At 68.8% G+C, this 25,728-nt stretch carries 25 protein-coding genes, 1 rRNA gene and 1 pseudogene; 13 read left to right on the top strand and 14 right to left on the bottom strand.

Annotated features, from left to right (window positions below):
* A 5S ribosomal RNA gene (gene rrf / locus O3Q52_RS20340) occupies positions 1-87 on the top strand; the annotation flags it as partial.
* A 98-nt stretch (positions 88-185) separates the two neighbouring features.
* Here the strand turns inward: rrf and O3Q52_RS20335 are convergent.
* The 4 genes and pseudogenes from O3Q52_RS20335 to O3Q52_RS20320 all read right to left on the bottom strand — a co-directional run bounded on the left by O3Q52_RS20335 (position 186) and on the right by O3Q52_RS20320 (position 3,989).
* Complete coding sequence (locus O3Q52_RS20335; RefSeq protein WP_269650207.1) at positions 186-854, bottom strand: response regulator transcription factor; 669 nt, start codon at positions 852-854, stop codon at positions 186-188.
* Positions 851-2,087, bottom strand: a pseudogene (locus O3Q52_RS20330) (sensor histidine kinase). The gene O3Q52_RS20335 and the pseudogene O3Q52_RS20330 overlap by 4 nt, the downstream one beginning before the upstream one ends.
* Positions 2,088-2,295: 208 nt before the next feature.
* Complete coding sequence (locus O3Q52_RS20325) at positions 2,296-3,069, bottom strand: ABC transporter permease (protein WP_269650206.1); 774 nt, start codon at positions 3,067-3,069, stop codon at positions 2,296-2,298.
* Positions 3,066-3,989 (bottom strand): ATP-binding cassette domain-containing protein, encoded by a 924-nt coding sequence (locus O3Q52_RS20320; protein ID WP_269650205.1) that lies wholly within the window; start codon positions 3,987-3,989, stop codon positions 3,066-3,068. The genes O3Q52_RS20325 and O3Q52_RS20320 overlap by 4 nt, the downstream gene beginning before the upstream one ends.
* A gap of 95 nt (positions 3,990-4,084) precedes the next feature.
* Between O3Q52_RS20320 and O3Q52_RS20315 the strand changes: the two genes are divergently transcribed.
* On the top strand, positions 4,085-4,675 hold the full coding sequence (locus O3Q52_RS20315) for an N-acetyltransferase (RefSeq protein WP_269650204.1): 591 nt from the start codon (positions 4,085-4,087) through the stop codon (positions 4,673-4,675).
* A gap of 33 nt (positions 4,676-4,708) precedes the next feature.
* On the opposite strand, the gene O3Q52_RS20310 is transcribed toward O3Q52_RS20315, so the two are convergent.
* The 6 genes from O3Q52_RS20310 to O3Q52_RS20285 form a co-directional block, all read right to left on the bottom strand.
* Entirely contained in the window at positions 4,709-6,274 is a 1,566-nt protein-coding gene (locus tag O3Q52_RS20310; RefSeq protein ID WP_269650203.1) for a type IV secretory system conjugative DNA transfer family protein, read from the bottom strand.
* 14 nt (positions 6,275-6,288) lie between these two features.
* Positions 6,289-7,713 (bottom strand): ATP-binding protein, encoded by a 1,425-nt coding sequence (locus O3Q52_RS20305; RefSeq protein ID WP_055613372.1) that lies wholly within the window; start codon positions 7,711-7,713, stop codon positions 6,289-6,291.
* A 12-nt stretch (positions 7,714-7,725) separates the two neighbouring features.
* Complete coding sequence (locus O3Q52_RS20300) at positions 7,726-9,294, bottom strand: SCO6880 family protein (protein ID WP_269650202.1); 1,569 nt, start codon at positions 9,292-9,294, stop codon at positions 7,726-7,728.
* Positions 9,291-10,619 carry a hypothetical protein gene (locus O3Q52_RS20295; protein ID WP_269650201.1) on the bottom strand — a complete coding sequence of 443 codons (1,329 nt, stop codon included), beginning with the start codon at positions 10,617-10,619 and terminating at the stop codon, positions 9,291-9,293. Before O3Q52_RS20295 ends, O3Q52_RS20300 begins: the two co-directional genes overlap by 4 nt.
* Positions 10,609-11,448 (bottom strand): hypothetical protein, encoded by an 840-nt coding sequence (locus O3Q52_RS20290; RefSeq protein WP_269650200.1) that lies wholly within the window; start codon positions 11,446-11,448, stop codon positions 10,609-10,611. Before O3Q52_RS20290 ends, O3Q52_RS20295 begins: the two co-directional genes overlap by 11 nt.
* Before the next feature lie 191 nt (positions 11,449-11,639).
* A complete protein-coding gene (locus O3Q52_RS20285; RefSeq protein ID WP_055613376.1) occupies positions 11,640-11,948 on the bottom strand; it encodes a hypothetical protein in 309 nt (102 codons plus the stop codon).
* Positions 11,949-12,490: 542 nt separating this feature from the next.
* On the opposite strand from O3Q52_RS20285, the gene O3Q52_RS20280 reads away from it, so the two are divergent.
* Both O3Q52_RS20280 and O3Q52_RS20275 read left to right on the top strand, forming a co-directional pair.
* The gene (locus O3Q52_RS20280) at positions 12,491-12,877 is read left to right on the top strand and encodes a helix-turn-helix transcriptional regulator (RefSeq protein ID WP_269650199.1); all 387 of its coding nucleotides are present in this window, start codon (positions 12,491-12,493) and stop codon (positions 12,875-12,877) included.
* On the top strand, positions 12,874-13,536 hold the full coding sequence (locus tag O3Q52_RS20275) for an SRPBCC family protein (RefSeq protein ID WP_269650198.1): 663 nt from the start codon (positions 12,874-12,876) through the stop codon (positions 13,534-13,536). Before O3Q52_RS20280 ends, O3Q52_RS20275 begins: the two co-directional genes overlap by 4 nt.
* A 7-nt stretch (positions 13,537-13,543) precedes the next feature.
* On the opposite strand, the gene O3Q52_RS20270 is transcribed toward O3Q52_RS20275, so the two are convergent.
* Genes O3Q52_RS20270 through O3Q52_RS20260 form a run of 3 tightly spaced genes read right to left on the bottom strand, consistent with a single transcriptional unit; the run spans position 13,544 to position 14,827 of the window.
* Positions 13,544-13,789, bottom strand: coding sequence for a DUF397 domain-containing protein (locus tag O3Q52_RS20270; RefSeq protein ID WP_269650197.1), 246 nt, complete (start codon positions 13,787-13,789; stop codon positions 13,544-13,546).
* The gene (locus O3Q52_RS20265; RefSeq protein ID WP_269650196.1) at positions 13,782-13,973 is read right to left on the bottom strand and encodes a DUF397 domain-containing protein; all 192 of its coding nucleotides are present in this window, start codon (positions 13,971-13,973) and stop codon (positions 13,782-13,784) included. Before O3Q52_RS20265 ends, O3Q52_RS20270 begins: the two co-directional genes overlap by 8 nt.
* An 8-nt stretch (positions 13,974-13,981) precedes the next feature.
* Complete coding sequence (locus O3Q52_RS20260; protein WP_269650195.1) at positions 13,982-14,827, bottom strand: helix-turn-helix transcriptional regulator; 846 nt, start codon at positions 14,825-14,827, stop codon at positions 13,982-13,984.
* A gap of 185 nt (positions 14,828-15,012) precedes the next feature.
* Between O3Q52_RS20260 and O3Q52_RS20255 the strand changes: the two genes are divergently transcribed.
* The 5 genes from O3Q52_RS20255 (at position 15,013) to O3Q52_RS20235 (ending at position 19,073) form a co-directional block, all read left to right on the top strand.
* Positions 15,013-15,438: an ATP-binding protein gene (locus O3Q52_RS20255; protein ID WP_269650194.1), complete on the top strand. Its 426-nt coding sequence runs from the start codon at positions 15,013-15,015 to the stop codon at positions 15,436-15,438.
* A 207-nt stretch (positions 15,439-15,645) separates the two neighbouring features.
* Complete coding sequence (locus O3Q52_RS20250; RefSeq protein ID WP_269650193.1) at positions 15,646-16,251, top strand: Uma2 family endonuclease; 606 nt, start codon at positions 15,646-15,648, stop codon at positions 16,249-16,251.
* 91 nt (positions 16,252-16,342) lie between these two features.
* Positions 16,343-17,089 (top strand): serine protease, encoded by a 747-nt coding sequence (locus tag O3Q52_RS20245; protein ID WP_269650192.1) that lies wholly within the window; start codon positions 16,343-16,345, stop codon positions 17,087-17,089.
* A gap of 92 nt (positions 17,090-17,181) precedes the next feature.
* A complete protein-coding gene (locus O3Q52_RS20240) occupies positions 17,182-18,189 on the top strand; it encodes a bifunctional lytic transglycosylase/C40 family peptidase (RefSeq protein ID WP_269650191.1) in 1,008 nt (335 codons plus the stop codon).
* Between the two features lie 182 nt (positions 18,190-18,371).
* Positions 18,372-19,073, top strand: a complete 702-nt coding sequence (locus O3Q52_RS20235; RefSeq protein WP_269650190.1) for a phosphatase PAP2 family protein — start codon at positions 18,372-18,374, stop codon at positions 19,071-19,073.
* Positions 19,074-19,318: 245 nt separating this feature from the next.
* On the opposite strand, the gene O3Q52_RS20230 is transcribed toward O3Q52_RS20235, so the two are convergent.
* Positions 19,319-20,875 (bottom strand): FAD-binding oxidoreductase, encoded by a 1,557-nt coding sequence (locus O3Q52_RS20230; protein ID WP_269650189.1) that lies wholly within the window; start codon positions 20,873-20,875, stop codon positions 19,319-19,321.
* Between the two features lie 505 nt (positions 20,876-21,380).
* Here O3Q52_RS20230 and pstS point away from each other — a divergent pair.
* The 4 genes from pstS to pstB all read left to right on the top strand — a co-directional run bounded on the left by pstS (position 21,381) and on the right by pstB (position 25,503).
* Positions 21,381-22,505, top strand: coding sequence for a phosphate ABC transporter substrate-binding protein PstS (pstS, locus tag O3Q52_RS20225; RefSeq protein ID WP_269650188.1), 1,125 nt, complete (start codon positions 21,381-21,383; stop codon positions 22,503-22,505).
* A gap of 104 nt (positions 22,506-22,609) precedes the next feature.
* On the top strand, positions 22,610-23,611 hold the full coding sequence (gene pstC, locus O3Q52_RS20220) for a phosphate ABC transporter permease subunit PstC (RefSeq protein ID WP_269650187.1): 1,002 nt from the start codon (positions 22,610-22,612) through the stop codon (positions 23,609-23,611).
* A complete protein-coding gene (pstA, locus tag O3Q52_RS20215; protein WP_269650186.1) occupies positions 23,608-24,678 on the top strand; it encodes a phosphate ABC transporter permease PstA in 1,071 nt (356 codons plus the stop codon). The genes pstC and pstA overlap by 4 nt, the downstream gene beginning before the upstream one ends.
* A 48-nt stretch (positions 24,679-24,726) precedes the next feature.
* Positions 24,727-25,503, top strand: a complete 777-nt coding sequence (gene pstB, locus O3Q52_RS20210; protein ID WP_055612687.1) for a phosphate ABC transporter ATP-binding protein PstB — start codon at positions 24,727-24,729, stop codon at positions 25,501-25,503.
* Positions 25,504-25,728: the final 225 nt, after the last annotated feature.

Genomic DNA, 25,728 nt, shown 5'->3' with positions numbered 1-25,728 from the left:
GGTTACATTCCGAACCCGGAAGCTAAGCCTTACAGCGCCGATGGTACTGCAGGGGGGACCCTGTGGGAGAGTAGGACACCGCCGAACAAATTTTATGGGAAAGCCCCCGCACTTCGGTGCGGGGGCTTTCTTGCGTTTAGGGGTACTTCTCCCAGCACCTTTCCTGACCCCTTTCCCGGTCCCTTTCAGGACGGTTCCACCAGTCTTGTGTCGTACGCCAGGATCACCGCTTGGATGCGGTCCCGGGAGCCCGTCTTCGCGAGGATGCGGCTCACATGGGTCTTCACCGTTGATTCGGCGAGATGGAGGCGGGTGGATATCTCTGTGTTCGTCCAGCCCTGGCCGACGACCGTCAGGATTTCGCGCTCGCGGTCCGTGAGGGAGGTCAGGCGCGGGTCCTGGCCGGGGGGCGTTACCGGGCCCGGCGTGGGGAGGTGCTCGGCGTAGGCGTCGAGGAGACGGCGGGTGAGGCTCGGGGCGACGACCGCTTCGCCCGTGGCCACCGCGCGGATGCCGGCGAGGAGTTCCTCGGGCTGCGCGTCCTTGATGAGGAAGCCGGAGGCACCCGCACGCAGGCCGGCGTACGCGTACTCGTCCAGGTCGAACGTGGTGAGGATGAGGACGCGGGTGCGGTCTCCGGAGGAGACGATGCGGCGGGTCGCCTCGATGCCGTCGAGGCCGGGCATGCGGATGTCCATCAGGGCGACGTCCGGGTGGAGTTCGGCCGTCATGCGGATCGCCTCGCTGCCGTTGGACGCTTCGCCCACCACCGACATGTCGTCCTGGCTCTCCAGGAGCATGCGGAAGCCGAAGCGCTGCAGCGGCTGGTCGTCGACGATGAGCACGGTGGTCACTGCGGGGTTTCCTCCGGAAGATGCAGGTGGACGCGCCAGCCGTGGTCCGGGAGCGGGCCGGACTCAAGTGTGCCGCCGTACAGGGCAGTTCGTTCGCGCATTCCGGTGAGGCCGCGGCCCCCGGCGCCGTTGCTCAGGCTTGTGCTTCCGCGGCCGGTGTCGGTCACCGTGACGGTCACGGCGCCCCCATTGCCATACGACACCGACACCGTCGATGTCGCGTCGGGGCCGCCGTGCTTGAGGGTGTTCGTCAGGGCTTCCTGGATGACCCTGTAGACGGCGAGTTGGCGGGAGGGCGGTGGCCTGGCCGTGGATGGTGGTGCGGACGGGGAGGCCGGCGGAACGTACGCCTTCTATGAGGTGGTCGAGGTCGGTGAGGGACGGCTGGGGGGCCATCTCCACACCCGAGGGTTCAAGGGTTTCAAGTCCCAGGGGGTCGGCTCCTGGTGGCCACGTTCCTGAGGGGTCCGTGCGTAGTACGTCCAGGAGGCGGCGGAGTTCGCCCAGGGCCTGGCGGCTGGTCGTGCCGATGGCGGTGAGGGCCTGGGCGGCTCGTTCGGGGTTCTTGGCTGCCGCGTACGAACCGCCGTCCGCGAGGCTGGTGATGACCGAGAGGTTGTGGCCGATGATGTCGTGCATCTCGCGGGCTATGCGGGTGCGTTCGGCGGCGGTGGCGAGGCGGGCCTGCTGGTCGCGTTCCACCTCCAGCTGGCGGGCGCGCTCGACGAGGGAGGCGAGGTACTCCTGGCGCGTGCGGTAGGAGACGCCCACGATGGCCACCATGGCGAGGCGGGTCGCCTGCGGAACGATGGACTGGTCGGCGCCCTGCTCTTCGGGGTAGCGGAGGGCGTCCACGACGATCGGCCCCAGGGTGAGGGCGTACGACCAGAGCAGGGTGCGCAGGCCGGTGTGCAGCGCGATGTTGAACGCGGCGACGAGCAGGGTCAGGCTCGCCTGGAGGTCCGTGCCGGTCCAGGCGTTGGCGACCGCGAGCGGGAGCATCGCCAGGAGGACCGTGACGGGATATGTGCGGCGCCACAGGAGCGGGACCGTGAATCCCAGCGTCAGGGTGGTGAGAAGCCAGGTCGGTGCGTCCGGGTTCTCGGTGATGTTCCGCCAGCCTCCCTGCATGTCGTTGACCGCGGCTGCCAGGAGGAAACCCGTGACCAGGACGTCCCACACCAGCGGGTGGCGCCGGTCGAAGGCGCGCACCCGGTGGCTGAGGCGGTGGATCTGGCGGGTGGCGGGCTGTTGGCGGGCCCCGTCCGGTGACCAGCCCCGCCAGGACTGGTCGCGCCAGGCCTGGTCCCGGCGTGCGCGGTCGCGGCGGCTCTGGTCGCGGGCCCTGCGCAGCCGGTTCCGGGGCCGGTCCCGTGTCTCGGTCACGGTTCCATCCTCGTACGAGAGCCGGTGGTAAGGGAGTTGGTGGTACGGGAGTTGGTCATACGTCCCGTCGTTTGAGGAGCAGGCCCGCGGCGCCCAGGATCGCGGCCGTCCACAGGGCGAGGGCGAGGAGGGCAGGGCCCGTGGCCGCGTAGTCGGAGCTGTCCTGGAGGGGCATCAGGCCCTCGGCCGCCCTGCCGGGGAAGTACTTGGAGGCGCTGTCCATGACGTCGTACGGGAACATCCTGAGGACCTCGGGGAGGACCGTGACGCCTCCGATGAAGGCGGTGATGCCGCCGGGGACCGAGCGGAGCAGGGCGCCCAGGCCGAGGCCGATGAGGGCCAGGGCGGTCAGGCCCGCCGAGCTGCCGAGGAGGGTGCCGAAGACGCCCGGGTCGGTGAGGGACAGTTCTTTGTCCGTGCCGTCGAGGAAGAGCTGGCCCGTCGAGAAGGTGACGAGGAGCGTGGCCAGCGTGGCGGTGAAGGTGACCGCGGTGACCACGCCGGCCTTGGACCAGAGGACCGGGAGGCGGCGCGGTACGGCCACCATCGTGGAGCGGATCATCCCCGTGCCGTACTCGCCCGCGATGAACAGGACGGCGACGACGGCCAGGATGATCTGCGAGAACTGCGTGCCGAAGAGCAGGAACTGGACGGGGTCGACGCCGGTGACCTCGCCGCGGTCCTGTTCGTAGGACGCGCCCATCGCGATGCCGACGCCGAGGGTCAGGACGGTCGCGGTGGTCAGCATGATCCAGGTGGAGCGGACCGTCCACAGCTTGTGCCATTCGGAGCGCAGAATGCGGGACGGGGTGAGGGCGAGGGTGGTCATGCCGGCTCCAAGTGGGCTGCGTACTCCAGGGAGTCGCGGGTCAGGTCCATGAAGGCATCCTCCAACGAGGCGGCGTGCGGGGTGAGTTCGAAGAGGGGGATGCCGCGGGCGGCGGCGGTGCGGCCGATGTGTTCGGCGTCCGTGCCGCTGATTTCGAGGGTGCCTGGAGTGGAGCTGGTGACGTCCACGCCGGGGGCGGCGAGGAGTTGCGTGAGCAGGCCTGCTTCCGGGGTGACCACCTTGATCGTGCCCGCGCCCGATTCGCGTACGAACGTGTCGACCGTCGTGTCGGCGAGCAGGCGGCCCCTGCCGATGATGATCAGGTGCTCGGCGGTCAGGGCCATCTCGCTCATCAGGTGGGAGGAGACGAAGACCGTACGGCCTTCCGTGGCAAGGGACTTGAGGAGGTTGCGGATCCACAGGACGCCCTCGGGGTCGAGGCCGTTGACCGGTTCGTCGAGGATCACGGTGGCCGGGTCGCCGAGCAACGCGGCGGCGATTCCGAGGCGTTGGCCCATGCCGAGGGAGAAGCCCTTGACCCGTCGTCCGGCCACGTCGGTCAGGCCGGTGAGGTCCAGGACGTGGTCGACGCGGCTCCTGGGGATGCCGTGGGTGAGGGCGAGGGCGACCAGGTGGTGGTGGGCCGTGCGGCCCGGGTGGACCGAGCGGGCCTCCAGGAGTGCGCCGACCTCGTGGAGGGGTGCGGGGTGGTCGGCGTACGCGTGGTCGCCGACCGTCGCGGTGCCGCGTGTCGGGGCGTCCAGGCCGAGGATCATCCGCATGGTCGTGGACTTGCCGGCGCCGTTGGGGCCGAGGAAGCCGGTGACCGTGCCCGGTTGGACCGTGAAGCTGAGGTCGGACACGGCGTATTTGGCGGGCTTGCCGCCGTAGCGTTTGGTCAGTTCGGAGGCTGTGATCATGTCTTCGATGGTCGGCCGGGCGGGTGGCCGGGGGCGTCGGACGACGGCGGGATATGAGGTGAAGGGTGTAGTACCCCGGTATTACGGTGGCCCTCATGAACCCCGATGTTCGTTCTGATGACCGTGTTGATGACTCGGCGGGCCATGTGGTGCGTTCGATACGTGCCGACGAGTGGCCCGCGGCGAAGGAACTGCGGCTGGCCGCGCTCCGGGATCCGGTGGCGCACCTCGCCTTTCTGGAGACGTACGAGGCTGCCGTGGGGCGGCCCGACGGCTTCTGGCGGGAGCGGGCGGCCGGGGCCGCCGAGGGAGTGCGTGAGCGGCAGCAGGTGGTGGCCGTGGCGCCCGACGGGCGGTGGGTCGGGTCGGTGGTCGTGCTCGTCGAGGAGGCGGGGGCCCAGGGCGCGCTCGGGGATGTGAGCGACGTACGCCAGGGGCATCTCGTGGCCGTCTATGTGCGGCCGGAGGTGCGGGGGCGGGGGCTCACCGAGCGGCTCTTCGCGTACGCCCTGGAGTGGGCGTGGGAGGTCGCCGGGGTGGAGCGGGTGCGGTTGTTCGTGGACGAGCGGAACGGGCGGGCCGAGGCCTTCTACCGGAAGTTCGGGTTCGTGCCCACGGGGGAGAGTGTTCCGGTGCCCGGGGATCCGGGTGCGCGGGAGCTGGAGTTCGTGTTCAAGCGGCCCTAGGGGGCGGTGAGTTGCCCGGACTTGCCCGGTGACCTACACCGGGAGTTCGTGGTGGGGCCAGCGGGAGCGGGCCTGTTCGCGGGAGCGGAGGAGGGCCAGGACGGGGAGGCCTCGGTCCGGGCCCGTGCCTCCGCTCGCGGCCAGCAGGTCCGGGAGCTGGGGGAGCGGTGCCACCGCCGCCACGTCGTCCAGGACGAGGGTGAGTGGTGGGTCGAGGCGACCGGAGGATGACCGTTCGGCCATGCGCCGGCCGCGCTCGACCACGCTTGAGGCGAGGGCCGTCAGCAGGGGCATCGCGCCGGGATTCGCCCTGGGGTCCTCGATGGGTTCACCGACCACATAGAGCGTGCCCCCTTCGTCGACGAAGGAATCCAAGGTGAGGCTGTCGGTTCGATTCGGGGTGCAGGCTTCGCGGACATTCACCGTGAACAGGGCGGACAGGGCCCGGGCCGTCAACTCCTGGGCGATGTCCCGGCGTTCGGGATGCGAGGTGAGGGTGGCTTCGAGTTCGCCCGCGGAGCCGGAGGCGGCCTTGGGGTTCGTACGGAGAATGCGTACGGCTTCCTGGACCTGGGTGCCCTGGGCCCAGCGGTGGACGTGGCGGATGGTGCGGCCGTCCACGGCGGCGGCGTGGAGGTAGCTGCGCAGGAGGGTCTCGGCCGTGTCGGCGACGGTCTGGTCGATCTTCGCGGTGGGGCGGACCGGGGCGAGGAGCGCTGCCGCGCGGGCCTTGGCGGTGTCCTTGTTCTCGCAGCCGGCGGAGGGGGACCAGTGGAGGCGGGCCGGGGTGTCGCAGAGGTGGGAGGGGTCGTAGAGGAGGACAGGGCCCAGTTTCGCGCGGGCGTCCTTCGTGTCCGACCAGAGGGTGGGGCTGGAGGTGATGACGAGGGCCGGGCCGTCGGCGTCCCGGATCGCCTGGACGGCGAGGGGGTGGCGGGTCTCGGGTGGGCCGAGGATGACGGGGCCCCGCGGTGTGGGTACGCCCACCGTCCCCGCGCCTTCGGCGCGGATGCTTTCCCACCCACCCACCCGATTGCCGTCGGCCACCGAGGGAACCGACTCCAGCGGCGGCTCCGCCGCATGGACAGGCTCGGCCGCCGACACCTGCTCCACCGCAGGGCGCGGAACGGCCTCACGCGGCACGCTCTCAGGCTGTGCCTGTGCCTGTGCCTGTGCCTTCGGCTCGGGAGTGGGCTCCGGCATGGCGGACGCGGTCGCAGCGAGCGCCCTGCGTCTCGCCCTCCCCGCCCGCCACCTCGCCGCCGTTCCCATGACGAACACCGTCAGGACCAGCAGGACCATCAGCTGGCCGATGAACAGGCCCCAGAAGAGGCCGTACCCGGAGAGCTGGGTGTCCGGGGTTTCCGGCCAGGCGGCCGCGATGTCGTGGGGGGCCTCGACGAGTTGGCGCATGGCCAGGGGCGTACGGCGGAAGGTGACCCCGGAGGGCCAGGAGCCGTGGGTGAAGAGGCCGGCCAGGCCGGTCGCCGTCCACACCATGACGGTCATGCCGAGGACGAAGGCCAGGACACCGACCAGCAGTCCGTCGGGGATGCCGCCTTCGCCGCCGCGGTGGCGGTCGCGCTCGTCCGGTCTCATCTCGGGCCGCTCCTCTACGCCACCGTGGACTCGGACGAGTCGTCGAGGTCGCTCAGGTGTTGCTCCATGAACGCCGCCGCGCGTTCCTCCGCCTCCAGCTCGGCGGCTCGCAGGGCGTCGTCCGTCAGGTGGTCGGCCGACGACTGTGTCATGGCGCGGTCGGTGAAGACGAGGGGGCGTTCGGTCTCGGTGATCAGGTGTTTGACCACTTGGACGTTGCCGTTGACGTCCCAGACCGCGATGCCGGGCGTCAGGGTGGGGATGATTTCCACAGCCCACCTGGGCAGGCCAAGGACCCGTCCCGTCGACCGCGCCTCATCCGCCTTCTGGGCGTAGATGGTCCGTGTGGAGGCCATCTTGAGGATCGCGGAGGCCTCCTTCGCCGCCGCTCCGTCGACCACGTCGCTCAAGTGGTGGACCACCGCCACGAACGACAGACCCAGGCGGCGTCCGAACTTCAGCAGGCGCTGGAAGAGCTGGGCCACGAACGGGCTGTTGATGATGTGCCAGGCCTCCTCGACCAGGAAGATGCGCTTCCTCCGGTCGGGGCGGATCCACGTGTGCTCCAGCCACACGCCGACGATCGCCATGAGGATCGGCATGGCGATGGAGTTGCGGTCGATGTGGGACAGGTCGAAGACGATGAGCGGCGCGTCGAGGTCGATGCCCACCGTCGTCGGGCCGTCGAACATGCCGCGCAGGTCACCGTCGACGAGGCGGTCGATGACGAGGGCGACGTCCAGGCCCCAGGCCCGTACGTCGTCTATGGCGACGTTCATCGCCTCCGCCGACTCCGGTTCGGGGTGGCGCAGTTGCTCGACGATGTCCGTCAGTACGGGCTGGCGCTCGACGATCGTCTCGTTGACGTAGGCGTGCGCGACCTTGAGCGCGAAGCCGGAGCGCTCGTCCAGGCCGTGGCCCATCGCGACCTCGATGATCGTCCGGAGCAGCGCGAGCTGGCCGGTCGTGGTGATCGCGGGGTCGAGCGGGTTGAGCCGGATTCCCATGTCGAGGGCGGCGGTCGGGTCGAGCCGGATGGGGGTTATACCCAGCTCGCGGGCGATGAGGTTCCACTCGCCGTCGCCGTCCTCGCCCTGTGCGTCGAGGACGACGACCTGCCGGTCCTTGAACCTCAACTGCCGCAGGACGTACGTCTTCTCCAGGGCCGACTTGCCGTTGCCGGACTCGCCGAGGACCAGCCAGTGCGGTGCCGGGAGCTGCTGTCCGTACAGCTGGAAGGGGTCGTAGATGTAGCCCTTCCCGGAGTAGACCTCGCGGCCGATGATGACGCCGGAGTCGCCGAGGCCGGGGGCCGCGGTCGGCAGGTAGACGGCCTGGGCCTGGCCGGTGGAGGTGCGCACCGGTGGGCGGGTCGTCTCGACCTTGCCGAAGAGGAAGGACGTGAAGGCCTCGGTGAGGACGGACAGCGGATCCCGCATCGGTACTCAGCCCTACCTTCGGATGCCGGTGGCGAACGGGAGTGTGTTCACGAAGGCGCGGTGGTGCTCTCTGTCGCACCATTCCAGCTTCAGATACGACTTGCCGGCCGAGGCCCTTATGGTCCGCTTGTCGCGGGCGAGGGCTTCGGGGTTGCGGGACGAGACGGTGATGTAGCCGACGATGTTGACGCCGGCCGCGCCGCTCGCGAGGTCCTCGCCGCGCTGGTCCATGCGGTTGTGCGAGGCGACGTCGCGCGGGTCGACGGTGCGGTTCATCTTGGCCTGGCGGCTGGCCTCGGCGTCGTCGTTCGTCTTCTCGGTGAGCATCCGCTCGATGGCGACCTCGGTGGGTTCGAGGTCCATCGTCACGGCGACCGTGCGGATCACGTCGGGGGTGTGGACGAGCAGCGGGGCGAGGAAGTTGACGCCCACCGGGGTCATCGGCCACTCCTTCACCCAGGCCGTGGAGTGGCACCAGGGGGCGCGGGTGGAGGACTCGCGGGTCTTGGCCTGGAGGTAGGTGGGCTCCATGGCGTCCAGCTCGGCCGGCCAGGCGTTGCGCTTGGTCATCGCCTGGATGTGGTCGATGGGGTGGTCCGGGTCGTACATCGAATGTACGAGGGAGGAGAGGCGGCCCTGTCCGAGCGGCTGGCGCACCCGGATGTCGGCCTCCTGGAGGCGCGAGCAGATGTCGGTGAGTTCGCGAGCCATGACGACGGCGAGTCCGGAGTCGCGGTCGAGCTTCTTGCCGCCCTGGGGGCGCGCGGCGCGGGCCATCGCGTGGCCCTCGGCGGCGAGTTCGCGGGAGTAGTGCATGCAGGCGACGAGGTAGGCGCGGTGCTGTTCGCTGCTCGTCGACACCATGGACTGGAGCTGGTCGTACGACTGCTGGAGCCAGCCGGGGGCCTTCTCGTCGCCGCGTACGACGACGTCCTTGGCGTGGGCGTCCGGGTCGGCGGGGAGCGTACGGGCGAGCATCTGGAGGCGGGTGACGAAGCCGTCGCCGTTCGCGACGTGCTTGAGCAGGGTGCCGAAGCGGTCGACGAGGGTTTCCTGGTCCTCGCTGTCGCGGAGGCCGACGCCGGGGCCCTCGATCTCGATGGCCGCAGTGACGGTTTTCCGGTCGGCGTGCAGGAGGACGGCGATCTCGTCCGGGCCGAAGGGCGCGGCGAGCCAGGTGATCCGTCCGATGCCGGGCGGGGGGCCGACCTCGACCTCGCGGCCGTCGATGCGCGTGCCGGACTCCATGACCTTGCTGCGGTAGGCGGTGCCCTGGCGCAGGCTGCGCTTGTAGCTGCGGTTGATCTCGAACCACTTGTAGAAGGTCCGCCGCTTGTACGGGACGTACACCGCGGCCAGTGCCAGCATCGGGAAGCCCACGAGGGCCACGATGCGCAGGGAGAGCACGGGGACGATCAGACCGGACATCATGCCGAGGAACGCGCCCACGATGATCAGCGCGATCTCGCCGGACTCGCGGTTCCGGCCGACGATCGCGTTCGGCCGGGCGCGGCCGATCAGATATGTCCGGCGGGGCGTGACCGGATGGGACACGTGGGCCGCATGAGAATCAGTCGTCAACGCCCTTCACCTCCCGTGCGGTTGTTGCTGTTGCTGTTGCTGTTGCGTGTGTTGCTGGCGTGGGGGGTGTTCACCGGGCTGCTGCGTGGTGGGGGTGCGGCGGAGGGGACAGATCCGCCGCCGCCCCCGCCCGAGCCGCCGCGTGAGCTGTGGGCGGCGACGCCGCCGGAGACGGGGTTGGAGGGGCGGGCACCGCCGCCTCCGCCGCCGTTGTTGTCGGCCCGGGCGCTGTGGGTCTTGATGCCCTGGGCGACGAGGGTGGCGGGCGAGCTGATGACGGCCGCGGCCTTGCCTTCGGCGCCCTGCATGATGCGGTTGTTGCGGGAGCCGGCGATCTCGTCTCCGAAGCCCGGTACGAAGCGGTAGATCATCGCGCTCGCGAAGATGGCGAGCAGGATGATGGCGAGGCCGGAGACGACGGCGGAGAACGCGTCGGGTCCGTCCTCGGCGGAGAGGGCGCCGGCCAGGCCCAGCACGATCACGATCACCGGTTTGACGAGGATGACGGCGATCATGATGCCCGCCCAGCGGCGGACGTGGCCCCAGAGGTTCTTGTCGACCAGGCCCGCGTAGACGACGGTGCCGAGGAGCGCGCCCACGTAGAGGAGGGCGGCGCGGATGACTAGCTCCAGCCACAGGACGCCGGCGGCGAGGATCGACACGAGCGACACGACGATCAGCATGATCGGGCCGCCGCCGATGTCGGTGCCCTTGTTCAGGGCGCCGGAGAAGTTGCCGAAGAACGTGTCCGTCTGGTTGCCGGTGGTCTTGGCGAGGACCTCGGCGATGCCGTCGGTCGCGGACACGACGGTGTAGAGGATCAGCGGGGTGAAGGCCGACGCCAGCACCGTCAGCCAGAGGAAGCCGATCGCCTCGCCGATGGCCGTGCTGAGGGGGACGCCTCGCACGGCCCGCTTGGCCACCGCGAGCAGCCACAGGAGGAGGGTCAGGATCGTCGACGCGGCGAAGACGACCGCGTACTGCTGCAGGAACGTGGTGTTCGTGAAGTCGACGGTCGCCGTGTTCTGGACGGCGTCACTGAGCTTGTCGATGGTCCAGGAGGCGGCTTTGGCGCAGCCCTTGGCGAGGGAGGCGAGGGGGTCGAGGGTGTCGGCCACGCCGGGCGGGGTGGTGTCGCCCTTGTCGGCGCTGCCGCGTTCGCAGTATTCCTTGGCCGGGCCGGCGATCAGTGAGCAGGGATCGTCCGAGGGCGTCGGTGTTGGCGTCGGAGCCGCGTAAGCCTGTGAGGCCAGCAGCACGACGGTGGTCTGTACGGCTGCTACGACGCCGGTGAGCTTGAGCGCGCGCTGCGGGCTACCGGGCATACGTGAACCCTCCGAACTCCTCGACCGCCTTGCCGATCTCGTCCGTCCCGGAGACCGGGTTGTCTCCGTTGACGGGGGTTGGGCCGGTCTTCTGGCGGGTCTCCAGGACCTTCCAGTCGCCGCTGGCCCAGTTCAGCTTCATGGTCACGGTGAACCAGCCGTTGGTCACAGGGTTGGTGGACGCGTCCCCGGTGAGCCCGAAGAGGCTGTTGCACCAGACTTCGACGGTGGCCGCGTCGGCGCTGTGGGAGGTGACCTTGGTGCCCACCGGCAGCGTCCGGTTGACGAACGTGGTGCCTGAGGGCGCAGCGCCCTCCTCGTCGAGGCCGATCTTCTTCAGGAAGGCCGCCGAGTAGTCCGCGTCGAACCCGGACTGGAGCTGATCCAGTGCGCCGGGATCGGCGACCGCCTGCACGATCTCGTGCCTCTTGGCGGTGTTGAACATGCCGTCGGACCCCAGCGCCACGGTGTAGTTGGCCGCCGCGCTCTGCGCACCCTGCTCGTTGTGCGCGTACCCGGACGGAATCCCGGCCGCCTTCGTGTCCACGGGCCGCTCGCCGGTGGCAGCCGTAGGGGCCGATTTCGTCTTGTCGCCGCTCGACTCGTCCGAGGCGGAATCACCGCCACCACGGTTCGCGAAGGCGATGGCGGCAATCAGGAGCACCACGACTCCCACCACCGTGACGAGGCTGCGGGACGACGAACGGCCGCCGCGTCGTGCGCCGCCGTAGACGTCACCGGGACTGTCCGGGAGCCGTGTGCGGGTCTGGCCGGTGCCCCCGTATCCGCCGTCGTCGCCGCGCGCTCCGTGCTCGTCGCCGAGATTCATGCCGCGTACGCCCCCTCAACCTCTTGCTGAACCGCGTAATACGACGGTAGCCGCGCTGGCTTCAGCGCGGGCGCGGTGTGGTGACTCGACATCAGGGAAACGCAACCTCAGCCGGTGGGCACGACGGACGGGTGGGTAGAGGGAGACCGGGCGTGCCCGGCCGGGTCTGAGGACGCCGAGCCGGCGGCCGCCTAGACGGCCATGCCGTACACGATGGTGAAGACAGTGCCGAGGGAACCGATGATGAAGACTCCGGTGAGACCCGCGACGATGAGGCCCTTGCCTTGTTCGGCACTGAAGGTGTCGCGGAGGGCCGTCGCGCCGATGCGTTGCTTCGCCGCGCCCCAGATCGCGATGCCGAGGCACAGCAGGATGGCAACCGCCATCACGACCTCGATCATTACCCGCGCCTCGTTGCCCAGGCTGCCGAAGGGGCCCCAGTCCGGGGCAATCCCGCCGATGATGGTGTTGATGTCGCCCTTTTCGGCTGCGAAAAGCATGTAAGTCACCGCCCCTTGTGGGTTGTTCTGCACCCCCTGCCACTCTGCGCAGAGGTCAGGGCCATTGTCGCCGACAATGGCGCTGTCGCATGTCGACTTGGCGTCATTGATTGGCGGGTTTCGTACGGATCCCTTGTCACCGGCCCTCGCGGGGCCCTGACGGGGGCGGGGGTCGGTATACAGGGAGGCGTATTGTCACTCTGTGTATCACGGCAGGTCACGCCGGGCAATGAAGTGGAACCGGAAGTCGAACCGGAACCTGTGGTGTGGTTCCGTCGTTAGCCCCTCTTATCCGGCTCACTCCGGGCGTCGACCCACTCCGCCCGCCCATCGAGCCCGACCCCGTCCCATGTGCGCCGGTCCGTCGTGCCGATGTTCTCCGGGGCGTACGTCTCCTGGTGAGTAGACGCCGCCCGTTTTGCGCTGGGGAGAGGCTAACCCGCGGCGGGGGGTGGGGATGTGGCGGGGTGTCACCAGCGGCGCCCTGCCCCGGTGCTCTATCTGCTCGCGCTTATATAAGTGAGTAGTGATACGTTGATGTCGTGCACGCATTCGACGTACTCGGGGATCCCGTACGCCGCCGGATCCTTGAGCTGCTCGCCGACGGTGAAATGAGTTCCGGGGCCGTCTCGGAGGTCATCAGGGAGGAGTTCGGCATATCGCAGCCGGGCGTCTCGCAACACCTGAAGGTGCTGCGGGAGAACGGCTTCGCCACGGTCCGGCCGGAGGGGACCCGGCGGCTCTACGCGGTCGACTCCGACCCGTTGCGCGACATCGACGCGTGGCTGGCCCGCTTCCGGCACTTCTGGACCCCCCACCTGGACGCCCTGGCCACCGAACTGGCCCGGGGCAAGCGCGAGCGCCGGCTCCGTGAGTCCGCTGACGGCCCCGGCGGCGACGAACCCGTACAGCAGAGGAGCAACCCGTGATCGACGTCACCCACCAGATCAACGCCGTACGGCGCCGCGTCGGCAGCCGTGTCGTCGAGGCCGGCGAAGGACACGTGGTGACCTTGAGCCAGACCTACGACTCGACCGTCGAGGACCTCTGGGACGCCTGCACCAACCCCGAGCGCATTCCGCGCTGGTTCCTGCCCGTCACCGGTGAACTCCGCGTCGGCGGCAAGTACCAGCTGCAGGGCAACGCCAACGGCACCGTCGAGAGCTGCGACCCGCCGCAGGGCTTCACCGCGACCTGGGAGTTCGCCGGGGACGTCACCTGGATCGAACTCCGGCTCATCCCCGAGGCGGACGGCGGTACGCGCTTCGAGCTCGACCACATCGCCCCCGACGACGACGAGAAGTGGGCCCAGTTCGGCCCCGGAGCCGTCGGCGTCGGCTGGGACATGGCCCTCATCGGCCTCACCCTGCACCTGTCCACCGGCGAGGCCGTGAACCCCGAGGAGGCCATGGCCTGGTTCGGCACCGAGGAGGGCCTCCGGTTCGTGACCCTGAGCAGCGAGGGCTGGCACGCGGCGAGTGTCTCCGACGGTGAGGCGGAGGGGGTCGCACGGGCGCGGGCCGACCGGACGACTGCGGCGTTCACCGGGGCGGACGCCGACGCCGGTCCCGATGCCGAGTCGGACTGACGTCGGTCTAGGGGGACCCGTCCCCTGCACCCTCCACGCCCTCCACGAAGTGGTCGAACTCGCCTGCCTGTACGCCGAGTACGAAGGCGTCCCACTTCTTCTGGGTGGTTGTGACGACGGTCTCCGGGTCGCTGGTCTCGCGGATGTAGACGAGGTCGTTGTCGCCGAAGGCGAGCTCGATCCAGGGGCCCGGGCCGGTTGCCTCCGGCGGGGCCGCGCGTTCCCAGGTGAGGTTCGCGGGGATGTCAGACATGGGCCGGGTTCTCTTTGAGTACGTGGATGAGGGCGGCGAAGGCTTGGGGGGTGGCCCCGAGTATGGAGTGGGTGGGGTCGCCGCTTTCGGTGAGGTGGATGGTGCCGGTGCCGGTGGCGGCTATGTGTACGCAGGAGTTGCCTTGGGCGCAGTAGGACGACTTCTGCCAGGTGGGCTCGGGCATCTGGTTCCTCACAGGTCCTGGACGACTTTGTGGATGAAGTCCCGCGACTCCGAGGGTGGCAGCGCGCTCGCCTCCATGCGATCCAGCAGTACGCGGTACTTGTCCAACTGGGCTTCGGAGTCGAGGAACGCCGGGCCGTGGGACTGGTCGAGGTTCACGGTGTCGAGCTGCGGCACCGGTCCGTCGGAGTAGTAGATGGACTGGCCCGATCCCGGGAACGTACCGGCGTCGAACGGGATCACATGGAGGCTGATGTGGTCCTGCTTGCTCATGTCCAGCAGGTGTTGGAGCTGAGCCCGGGTCACCGGTGGCCCGCCGAACTTCATGCGCAGAGCTGCCTCGTGGATGATCGCCTGGTGCGGTGTGGGTGAGTCCCGGTAGAGCACGGCTTGGCGCTTCACGCGGAAGGACACCCGGTGTTCGATGTCGGGCGGGGACATCTCCGGTACGTCCTGGCGGAAGATCTCGCGGGCGTAGTCCGTGGTCTGGAAGAGGCCGGGGATGTGCACTGTGACGGCCGTGCGCAGCCGTGTGGCGTGGTGCTCGACCTCGGCGAGGTCGAGCAGTACGGCGGGCAGGAGCTCCCGGTACTGCTCCCACCAGCCACGCGCCCGTTCGGCCGCCATGCCGCTCAGCGCCTCGACGAGCGCCTTGTCCCCGCACTCGTAGTGGCATGCCAGTGTGCGGACGCGCTCCGGGCTGACGCCGGCACGTCCGGCTTCCACGTTGCTGATCTGGTTCTGCTGCACGCCGAGCAGTCGGCTGGCCTGCGTGGACGTAAGGCCTGCACGCTCCCGGAGTTTGCGCAGCTCGGTGCCCAGACGGAGTTGACGACCCGTCGGGTTGCTTCTCACGGGTTGCCCCGCCTCCCTTTCACTCACACGAGTGGTTGATCAGTGCTTTCTTAGGAATCGTGTAAGTCCTTAGATTTTCGCCACTACCTTATTACCCAGGCGCCCCGCTCAGAAGTACCCCGCTCGACGGAGCGGCCGGGTCACTGAGCAACCGTCCAACTCCCCTCCGTGATCGGAGACTTCCGATGGCAACCGTATCCCCGTCCTGGGCCTACACCCTTCAACTCCCGCACGATCCCCGAGCCCCGGGCATCGCCCGCGCGACCCTGCGCACGGTTCTTGCCGCTCACGACCTCACTCGACTCGCCCCCACGGCGGAGCTGCTCGCCGCCGAGTTGCTCACCAACGCCCATCTCCATACGAACGGTCCGTACGCCCTGCGTCTGCGCGTCGCGGAGTCCGGGCGGCTACGGATCGGCGTGTGGGACTCCGACCCGACCGTCCCGAGGGGCTTCGACGCCCCCGGTGTCGTACCGCCGGACACGTCGGAGAACGGGCGAGGGCTGCACCTCGTACGGGCATGTGCGGACACGTGGGGCGCGTACGCGCTGGGCGGAGACCGGGGCGGGAAGCTGCTGTGGGCCGAGTGTCAGTGTCATGGCCTACGGTGATTGAACGTGATCGGAGAGTGAGGGAGGGGTGGCGTGGCACAGCTTGAACAGCGACGCAAAGGGGCCGCGTGTGCCCGTACGGGCAGTGAGGCCGAGGCGGCGCCGGAGACCGCACAGTACGGTGGGATCGATGCCGAGCGGGATGTCGGGCCTCCCATCGACCCCGCTCGCGCAGCCGCCGAGGTGGAGGGACGGAGGCAGCGAGCAATGGCCGTATCGCCCTATCCGCGAGCCCGCCCGGGGAATCTGCGCGAAATCGCCGAGAAGATCGAGAACGCGTCGGGTCTGCGGGTGCAGATCGTGGGAGGAAAGCTCGTGATGTCCCCGTCGCCGCGTGGGAAACACGCGGGTGTGGTGGTGCGACTGCGTCGGCAGCTGGAGGCGGTTCTGCCCGAAGGGCTGGGCGCGTACGAGATGTCCTCGATCGCGTTGCCGGAGGAGCCGGACGACTATGTGACGCCGGATCTGATCGTGCTGCCCATCGAGTGGGAGGAAGATGACGACTGGCTGGCCGCTCCTGAGGACGCGGTGCTGGCGATGGAGGTGATCTCCCAGTCCGAGAAATCCAGGGAGATCAGGGACAAGGCCGACTGGTACGCGGTCGCCCGTGTCCCCGTCCTCCTCGTCGTCGACCCCCGTAAGGGCACCTGGGCCCTGCACACCCGCCCGGACAACGGCGCCTATCAGGACGTGCTGCCCGGTAAGTTCGGCGAATCCGTGCCGCTGCCTGCGCCGCTCGGCTTCGAGGTCGCCACGGACCGGTTCCCCCTGTACGGCGATTCGCCGCGTGCCGGGCGACGTACCGGCGCGTAGGAGTCGGGGGCCGTTTCGCTGACCCGGTTCATACAGGATTCTCAGGTGAGGCCAGGCGTTTCTCTCACCCCGCCCGGCAAGGCTTCCTCCGATGAAGCGCCCCATCCGTCTCCCCCTCCTCGTTGTCGTCGCGCTGCTGGCCACCGGGTCGGTTCCCGTGGCGGCGGCACATGGACGGGTGCGTGCGCCCGAGCCGCTCGGTGTCACGGCGACGGCTCCCGTGAGTGCCGAGAACGCGCGGGTCGGCGTGCTCGTCAGGGGTGGGGCGCACTACTGCACCGCCTCCGTCGTGCACAGCGAGGGGCGGGATCTCATCGTCACTGCCGCTCACTGTCTGACCGGGAGCGGGAGTGGGGGCATTGAGTTCGTGCCTGGGTATCGGGACGGGCGGGCGCCGTACGGGGTGTGGGCCGTGACGCGGACGTATGTCGGGGACGGGTGGAAGGGGCGGCAGGACGAGGACAGTGATGTGGCGTTCGCTCGTGTTGGTTCCCGGGGCGGGGAGCAGGTCGAGGACCTTGTTGGGGGGAACTCTCTGGTCGCCGGGCGCGGGGTGAGTCCGGTGGGGCGGGCCGTCACCGTTGTCGGGTATCCCAAGGCGCGGGAAGTGCCCGTGTGGTGCACGAACATCTCCACCGCGTACGGCGGCAGCCAGCAGCGGATCGAGTGTCCGGGATTCAGCGGGGGCACGAGTGGGAGTCCGTGGATCGATGCGGAGGGGCGGGTCGTGGGGGTGCTGGGTGGGTTCCAGCAGGGCGGTGCTACCGATGACGTCTCGTACAGCGTCGTGCTGGGGGGCGAGGCCGCCGCGTTGTACGGGGAGGCGACGTCAGGTTGAGCTCCACCGACTACGAAAGCATCGGTTGCACCGGCTTCAGGGTGGGAAGCTCCTAGACTGACGTGGGCTAATTCCGGAGCTGCGGAGGGCGGTTGACGGTGCGTAAGGCGTGGATCGTGGTGACCGTCGCCGCTGGGGCGGGGCTCAGCTTCGTCATGGTGCTGGTCGTCGGGGTCTACATGGTCGCCGGGAACCTCGCCAACGGCGTGGGGCAGGGGGCCCGTGGCCTGGCCAAAGGGGCCGTACCGGCCGCGTATCAGGCGCTCGTGCAGAAGTGGGGCAATCTGTGCACCGCCATCAATCCCGCCCTTCTCGCCGCGCAGCTGTATCAGGAGAGCGGGTTCAATCCCAACGCCAAGAGCCCGGCCGCCGCGCAGGGGATAGCGCAATTCATCCCGGGAACGTGGGCGACGCACGGAATCGACGGCGACGGTGACGGCGACCGCGACGTATGGGATCCGAATGACGCGATTCCATCGGCCGCGAAGTACGACTGCACACTTGCGAAGTACGTGAAGGACGCGCCCGGAGACCCGACGCAGAACATGCTCGCCGCGTACAACGCGGGGGCGTACGCCGTCATCAAGTACGGGGGCGTACCGCCGTACAAGGAAACGCAGAACTACGTGAAGACGATCACGACACTGGAGGAGAGCTTCGCCGCTCCGGTCGCCCGTGTCGACCCCTCCAAGCAAGCCGCCGGGGCCATTTACTACGCGCAGAAGAAACTGGGGACGCTGTATCTCTGGGGTGGGAACGGTACCGCTGACCAGGGCGGACGTTTTGACTGCTCGGGGCTGACCAAGGCCGCGTACGAGAGTGTGGGGATCACCCTGCCCCGGGTCGCCAACGACCAGTACAACGCCGGGCCGCACCCGAACCGGGACGAGCTGCTGCCCGGGGATCTGGTGTTCTTCTCGGACGACCTCACCAACTCCCGGGCCATCCGGCACGTCGGGATCTACGTGGGCGGCGGGTACATGATCAACGCGCCCCGGCCGGGTGCCGTGATCCGGTTCGACCCGATCGACACCCCCGACTACTTCGGGGCGACCCGGGTCACCGAAGATGGCGCGAAAGCGTTGCCCACCTCTGCGTGAAACCCTCCCCTGAGCTGCGGCGATGTATCTCTCTTCGATAACGTCTGAGTGATCATTCGGTGGAGGGTGGAACGTATGGAAGGGGAGTGTGCGTTCCTGTTCTCGTAGCCGACGACGGGGGTTGATGGCGCGGCGTACCGGTGGGTGCGTCGGGAAGAAGATGACGAAGGGGCCGTTGCACCATGGCTGGACTCGCCGAATCCGGTTCGAACCCTGACGTTGACTTGCTCTACGACATCAATGGTCTCGCCAAAGACGCGCCGCAGTGGTTCGACCGCGTCATGGAGTTCGTGGGCGAGTGGGGGCTCCTGCTCGCCATGGTGATGCTGGTGCTCTGGTGCTGGCTCACCGTGCGGAAGCGGGGTGGCGAGGACGCCGTCTCGTCCGTCGCCGCGCTGGTGTGGGCGCCGCTCGCCGCCGGCATCGCCGTACTCGTGAATGTGCCGATACGGGGATTTGTGGAGCGGCCTCGGCCTTTTGTCGACCATGACGGGCTGGACGTTCTTGTCGGTGGCAAGAGCGACTTTTCGTTCGTGAGCGATCACGCGACTCTCATGATGGCGATGGGGGTCGGGCTGTTCGTCGCGAATCGGAAGTTCGGGCTCGTGGGGATAGTGCTGGCTCTGTTCGGCGGGTTCTGCCGGGTTTATATGGGCGTGCACTATCCGACTGATGTCATCGGTGGCTTTGCGCTCGGGACCGCGGTGGTTCTGCTGCTTTCGCCGCTTGCGATGGCTTTGCTCACGCCGGTTGTGGCTGCGGTGGAGAGGTCGCCTCGGGTGGGGTGGTTGGTTCGGGCGCGCGGTGCCTCCGGGGGGCCGGGGAAAGTGATTCCTGAGGCTCGGAGTGAGGTCGAGGCGGAGGAACGGGACCTTGCCGCGTAGGTGGCGTAGGTAGAGGGGCTTGGCGTTTCGTTGCCGGGTGCGGGCCCCGGTGGGGGCTGGTCGCGCAGTTCCCCGCGCCCCTGAAGACACAAGACTGCGCCGTTCCCCGCGCCCCTGAAGACACAAGACTGCGCTGTTCCCCGCGCCCCTGAAGACACAAGACTGCGCTGTTCCCCGCGCCCCTGAAGACACAAGACTGCGCCGTTCCCCGCGCCCCTGAAGGGCGCCCCCAGCCGACCAACGCCCTACAGCGACTGCGGGAACTTGAAGAAGGTCTCCGGGTCGTACTTCCTCTTCAGGGTCTTCAGGCGGGGGGCCGCCTCGCCGTAGTACGCCTTGCGCCAGTTGGTGAGGGTCGGGTCCGTGTAGTTCTGGTAGGCCGCGCCTGATGCGTGCGGCCTCATCGCTGTGTGGGCCTGGGCCAGCCAGGAGTTGGATGTGGTGCCGGAGGTTCCGGGGCGCCAGGCGGCGATGTACTGGGCCAGCATGCGGGAGCGGCGGTGGACGAAGGCCGTTGCCGTGGGGTCGATTCTGTTGATGGCGCCGCCCAGGGCGGTCAGGGCGATGCTGCCCGTGCCGCCCCGGACCCCCGCTATCTGGGAGAGCAGGGTCTGGATGCCCGCCGCAGAGATCGAGCGGTCGAAGAAGTCCGAGCGGCCCGCGTACGTTTCGCGGCCCAGGGCGCCCTGGGGGGAGCGGCCCGGTGTGGCGCCCGGGAGGTGGCACTGGGCGTCGTCCGGGAAGGCCGAGCAGCCCGCGTACACCTCCATCGACTCCTCGTAGGAGCGGCGCTTGAGGGAGACGCTGCGGGCGGAGGCGCCGATGCTGTCGGCGAGGCGGTCCACCGCGTTCTGGAGTTCGCCGTACGTGCCCAGGGAGAAGGCCGAGACGGAGACCGTGGGTGTGCCGCCGGCCGCGTTCTCGAAGTGGCACGAGGACCAGATCTCGTCCGGCTGGTCGGGGCCCCACTCCTGCCAGGCCTTGAGGACGGCGGCGGCCCTGGACCACGGCCAGGACATGTACGCCGAGACGCCCTGCGGCGCCGGGTGCGTCTTGAAGCGGAGCTCGGTGACGACGCCGAAGTTGCCGTTGCCCGCGCCGCGCAGGGCCCAGAAGAGGTCCTTGTTCTCGGTCGCGCTCGCGGTGAGCTGCTTTCCGGCCGCCGTGATCAGCGTCGCCCGGGTGAGGCTGTCGCACGTCAGTCCGTAGGCACGGGACACGACGCCGTGGCCGCCGCCCAGTGTCAGGCCCGAGACGCCCACGGTCGGGCAGGAACCGGCCGGGATCGTGACGCCCTTCGCGGCCAGCGCGCGGTAGACGTCGATGAGCTTGGCGCCCGCGCCGACCACGGCCTCGTTGCCGGAGGCCCGGACCTTGGAGAGCTTCGAGATGTCGAGGATCAGCCGGCCGTTGCCCGAGGACCAGCCCGCGTACGAGTGGCCGCCGTTGCGGATCGAGACGGGGACGGCGTGGGACCGGGCGTACGCGAGTGTCGTACGGATGTCCTCGGCGTGGGCCACGTACGCGACGGCCGTCGGTTTGAGCGAGTCGAAGCGGGTGTTGTAGAGCTGGCGGGCCGCGGCCCAGTTCGCCTCGCCCGGGCGGACCAGGGGGCCGTCCAGATCCCGCGCCAGGGCCTTGAGATCGGCCGCGGTGCTCGTCGTCCTGAGGGGTGTACCGGACGTACGGGCCTCCTCACCTGCCCGCGGCCCGGAGCTCCCGCCGGTGCCGCTGGTGCACGCGGCCGAAACCGCCGTCGCCGCGAGCGCGGCGCCGCCACCTATGAACGTACGCCGTTGCATGTGCGCCTCCCGTTGTTCCCGTGGAACGAGACGGGGCCACGGTCCGGCGGGTTCCACGGGCGGGCTCGGGGTCGCGAAGGCGGCCGCTCGGGGCCGTTGACTTTCGGCCATGGGAGGGCCGGGGCGTGCGGGGCGGATGGAGGGGTGAGAGGAGGGGAGGGAGCGGTGAGAAGCGGGCGGAAGAGGGGAGTGATGCTTCCGAAGGAGGTGGTTCCGGAAGTCGGGACCCTCACGTGTTCTACCCGTAAGCGTTCCGTGACCTCACCGCACTGACGGCAGGGGTTCACCCTCCGTTCACTCACGGCCATTGGCCGCTTCACCTGATCTGCCTAATTTCGGCCTTACCCGGTGCGTGGTGCGAGCGGATGCCAGCTCACGTATCGGTCGATAACAGTTGATAACAGCAGTAAGACGCAGTACTAAGGCAGTCTCGTGCGGACGAGAGGCTGCACCACGACCTCGCACGCCGCCAGTAGACGGCGGCTCCTGGAAGGAACTCCCGAAAGTGAAGCTTCAGCGCAAGAACCGGCTTCGCGCCCTTTCGCTCGGTGCTGTCGCCGTCTCCGGCGCCCTGGCGCTGACGGCGTGCGGCTCCGACGACACCAGCGGCGGCAGCGGCGACTCGAGTGCCCCCGCGGCCAACAGCGCCATCAAGTGCGACGACGCCAAGGGCGAACTGCTCGCGGCCGGCTCCTCCGCGCAGAAGAACGCGGTCGACGCCTGGGTCAAGCAGTACACGGCCTCCTGCAAGGACGTTCGGCTCAACTACAACCCGAACGGCTCCGGCGCCGGCATCACCAACTTCCTCCAGGGCCAGACCGCCTTCGCCGGTTCGGACTCCCCGCTGGACGCCGAGGAGATCACCAAGTCCGCCGAGGTCTGCAAGGACAGCCAGGCCATCGACCTGCCGATGGTCGGCGGCCCGATCGCCGTGTCGTACAACCTCCCGGGTGTGGACGGCCTCGTCCTGGACGCTTCGACCCTGGCCAAGATCTTCGACGACAAGATCAAGACCTGGAACGACGAAGCGATCAAGAAGCTGAACCCCGACGCGACGCTGCCCAGCACCAAGATCCAGACGTTCCACCGCTCGGACGACTCCGGCACCACGGACAACTTCACCAAGTACCTCAAGGCCGCGGCCGCCGCGGACTGGAAGTACGAGGGCGGCAAGGCCTGGCAGGCCAAGGGCGGCCAGTCCGCCTCGGGTTCCTCCGGTCTCGCCCAGCAGGTGACCCAGACCGCCGGCGCGATCTCCTACATGGAGCTCTCGTACGCCAAGGACGCCCAGACGGTCCAAGTCAAGACCGGTGCGGCCACGCCCGTCGAGGCCACCGTCGACAACGCCACCAAGGCGATCGCCGAGGCCAAGGTCGTCGGCGAGGGCAACGACCTCGCTCTTGAGCTGAACTACAAGCCCACCGCCGAGGGCGCGTACCCGATCACCCTCGTGACGTACGAGATCGCGTGCGAGAAGGGCAACAAGGCGGAGACCCTCGCCGCCACCAAGTCCTTCCTGACCTACGTCGCCAGCGAGGAGGGGCAGGCCATCCTCAAGGACGCCAGCTACGCCCCGATGCCCGAAGAGATCATCACGAAGGTCCGCACGACCGTCGCCGGCCTGAGCTGACCCAAGTGTGCGGCCCGCACCGGTAGCAACCGGAGCGGGCCGCACCGTCCGGTGCACCGCCGCCTGGAGCCCGCACCCCGAGGTTCCGCAGACCGGAGAACTCCATGGACATATCTACTCAAGACCCGCCAGTTCCTCCCCCCACCACACAGACCACCGAAGAGAAGCGCAACGCACGTGGTGCCACTCGCCCCGGAGACCGGATCTTCCTCGGTCTCTCGCGAGGCTCGGGCATCCTGCTCCTGGTGATCATGGCCGCGATCGCGGCCTTCCTCACCTACCGCGCCGCTCTCGCCATCTCCGAGGACGAAGCCAACTTCCTCACCGCCTTCGAGTGGGAGGCCAACGCCGACCCGCCGAAGTTCGGTATCGCGGTCCTCGCCTACGGCACGGTCATCTCCTCGGTCATCGCCATGGTGATCGCGGTCCCGATCTCCGTGGGCATCGCGCTGTTCATCACGCACTACGCCCCGCGCAAGCTCGGCGGCCTGATCAGCTACGTGATCGACCTGCTGGCCGCCGTCCCGTCCATCGTGTACGGCCTCTGGGGCGCCCTCGTCCTCGTACCGCACATGGACGGTCTGTTCGGCTGGCTCGACTCGTACTTCGGCTGGACCGGCATCTTCGACTGGCAGGGCGGCCCCGCGCGCTCCCTGTTCACCGTCGGCATCCTGCTCGCGATCATGATCCTGCCGATCGTGACCAACGTGAGCCGCGAGGTCTTCCGCCAGGCGCCGCAGATGCACCAGGAAGCCGCGCTCGCCCTCGGCGCCACGCGCTGGGAGGTCATCCGGATGTCGGTGCTGCCCTTCGGCCGCTCCGGCGTCATCTCCGCCTCGATGCTGGGCCTCGGCCGCGCGCTCGGCGAGACGATGGCTGTCGCCACGGTGCTCTCGCCGAGCTTCCTGATCGAGACCAGCCTGCTCGACCCGGGCGGCGGCACCTTCGCCCAGAACATCGCCAGCAAGTTCGGTGAGGCCACCGAGACGGGCCGCAACGCCCTGATCGCCTCCGGTCTGGTCCTCTTCGTCATCACGCTGCTGGTCAACGGCGCGGCCCGTGCGATCATCGCCCGCCGCAAGGAGTACTCGGGGGCCAACGCATGAGCAACGTCGTCATGGACAAGCGCCCCGAGCGCCCCAGCAGCAGCCTGCAGGGCGCGCGGCTTCCCAAGTGGACCCCGTGGGCGGTCGCCGTGGGCTCAGTGGGCGCGGGCCTCGGTATCAGCGCGGCCGCCGGGCTGGAGAGCAGCATCCAGTGGGCGCTGATCGCCGCGCTGCTGTTCGTCCTGGTCAGCTACGGTCTCGGCGTCAAGGTCGAGGGCAGCCGGCAGGCCAAGGACCGGTTCGCCACCAGCCTCGTCTGGGTCGCGTTCCTCCTCGCCGTCATCCCGCTGGCCTCCCTCATCTGGGAGACCATCAGCCGCGGTGTGAAGGTGCTCGACTTCTACTTCCTGAGCCACTCGATGGGTGTGGTCGCCGACTCGGAGGTCGGCGGTGGCATCAACCACGCCATCATCGGAACCCTGGAGCAGGTCGGCCTCGCCACGGTGATGGCCGTGCCGGTCGGTGTGCTCACGGCGGTCTACCTCGTCGAGTACGGGCGCGGACGGCTCGCCCAGACGGTCACCTTCTTCGTCGACGTCATGACGGGCATCCCGTCGATCGTCGCGGGTCTGTTCATCCTGGCGATCATGCTTCAGCTGAAACTGGAGCCCTTCGGGTTCGCCGGTTCGCTGGCTCTCGCCATCCTGATGATGCCGGTGGTGGTCCGCTCCACGGAGGAGATGCTCAAGCTCGTACCGAACGAGCTGCGCGAGGCCTCGCTGGCCCTGGGCATCCCGAAGTGGCGCACGATCATCAAGGTGGTTCTGCCGACGTCCATCGGTGGTATCACCACCGGTGTGATGCTCGCCGTCGCGCGTATCGCCGGTGAGACCGCGCCCGTGCTGCTTCTGGTGTGGGGCAGCGCCTTCATCAACAACAACCCGTTCGAGGGCGCTCAGGCGTCGCTGCCGCTCTACATCTACCAGCAGTACGCTCAGAGCGCCGGCAACGCCGCAGCCTACGACCGTGCCTGGGCCGCGGCACTCGTGCTGATCATCATCGTCATGATCCTCAACCTCGCGGCCCGCGGCATCGCCCGCTGGAAGGCCCCGAAGACCGGTCGCTGACGCGGCCATACAGCGACCAGACTTACCCCCGCGAAAGAAGTAGATCCCATGGCCAAGCGAATCGACGTAAGCGGACTGACCGCTTACTACAGTGCCCACAAGGCAATCGAAGACATCTCGATGACCGTCGAGCCGCGTTCGGTGACGGCCTTCATCGGTCCGTCCGGCTGCGGCAAGTCCACGTTCCTGCGCACGCTGAACCGTATGCACGAGGTCACGCCCGGTGGGCGGGTCGAGGGCAAGGTGCTCCTGGACGACGAGGACCTGTACGGGCACGGGGTCGACCCCGTGGCCGTGCGCCGCACCATCGGCATGGTCTTCCAGCGGCCGAACCCGTTCCCGACCATGTCGATCTTCGACAACGTGGCGGCCGGGCTCAAGCTCAACGGCTCCTACAAGAAGTCCGAGCTGAGCGATGTCGTCGAGAAGTCGCTCAAGGGTGCGAACCTCTGGAACGAGGTCAAGGACCGGCTGAACAAGCCGGGGTCCGGGCTTTCCGGTGGTCAGCAGCAGCGGCTGTGCATCGCGCGGGCGATAGCTGTCGAGCCGCAGGTGCTGCTGATGGACGAGCCCTGCTCGGCGCTCGACCCGATCTCGACGCTGGCCATCGAGGACCTGATCGGTGAGCTGAAGGAGCGCTTCACGATTGTCATCGTGACGCACAACATGCAGCAGGCCGCGCGGGTGTCCGACCGGACGGCGTTCTTCAACCTCTCCGCGGTTGGTCAGCCCGGTCGTCTCATCGAGATAGACGACACGGAGCGGATCTTCTCCAACCCGTCCGTTCAGGCGACGGAGGACTACATCTCCGGGCGCTTCGGCTGAGCGGTCGCGCTCCGCTCACTTTCCCGACCCCCCGCGGTGCTGCATGGCGGTGCCACCGCGGGGCCCAATAGGGCCCGCCCCCCGGCTCCCGGGGGGCGGGCCCGTCGGTTTGTCTGCGGGTGCGTCGTGGCTTGTCGCGCAGTTCCCCGAGCCCTTTTTTAGGGGCGCGGGGAACTGCACAGTCTTTTGGGGGTTCGGGGGCGGAGCCCCTGAGCAAGGGATGGG

The organism is Streptomyces sp. ActVer (assembly GCF_027270795.1).
In the GTDB taxonomy this organism is placed as follows: domain Bacteria; phylum Actinomycetota; class Actinomycetes; order Streptomycetales; family Streptomycetaceae; genus Streptomyces; species Streptomyces umbrinus_A.
The sequence above is the reverse complement of the archived record's forward strand: the minus strand, read 5'-3'. Positions and strand labels throughout refer to the sequence as shown.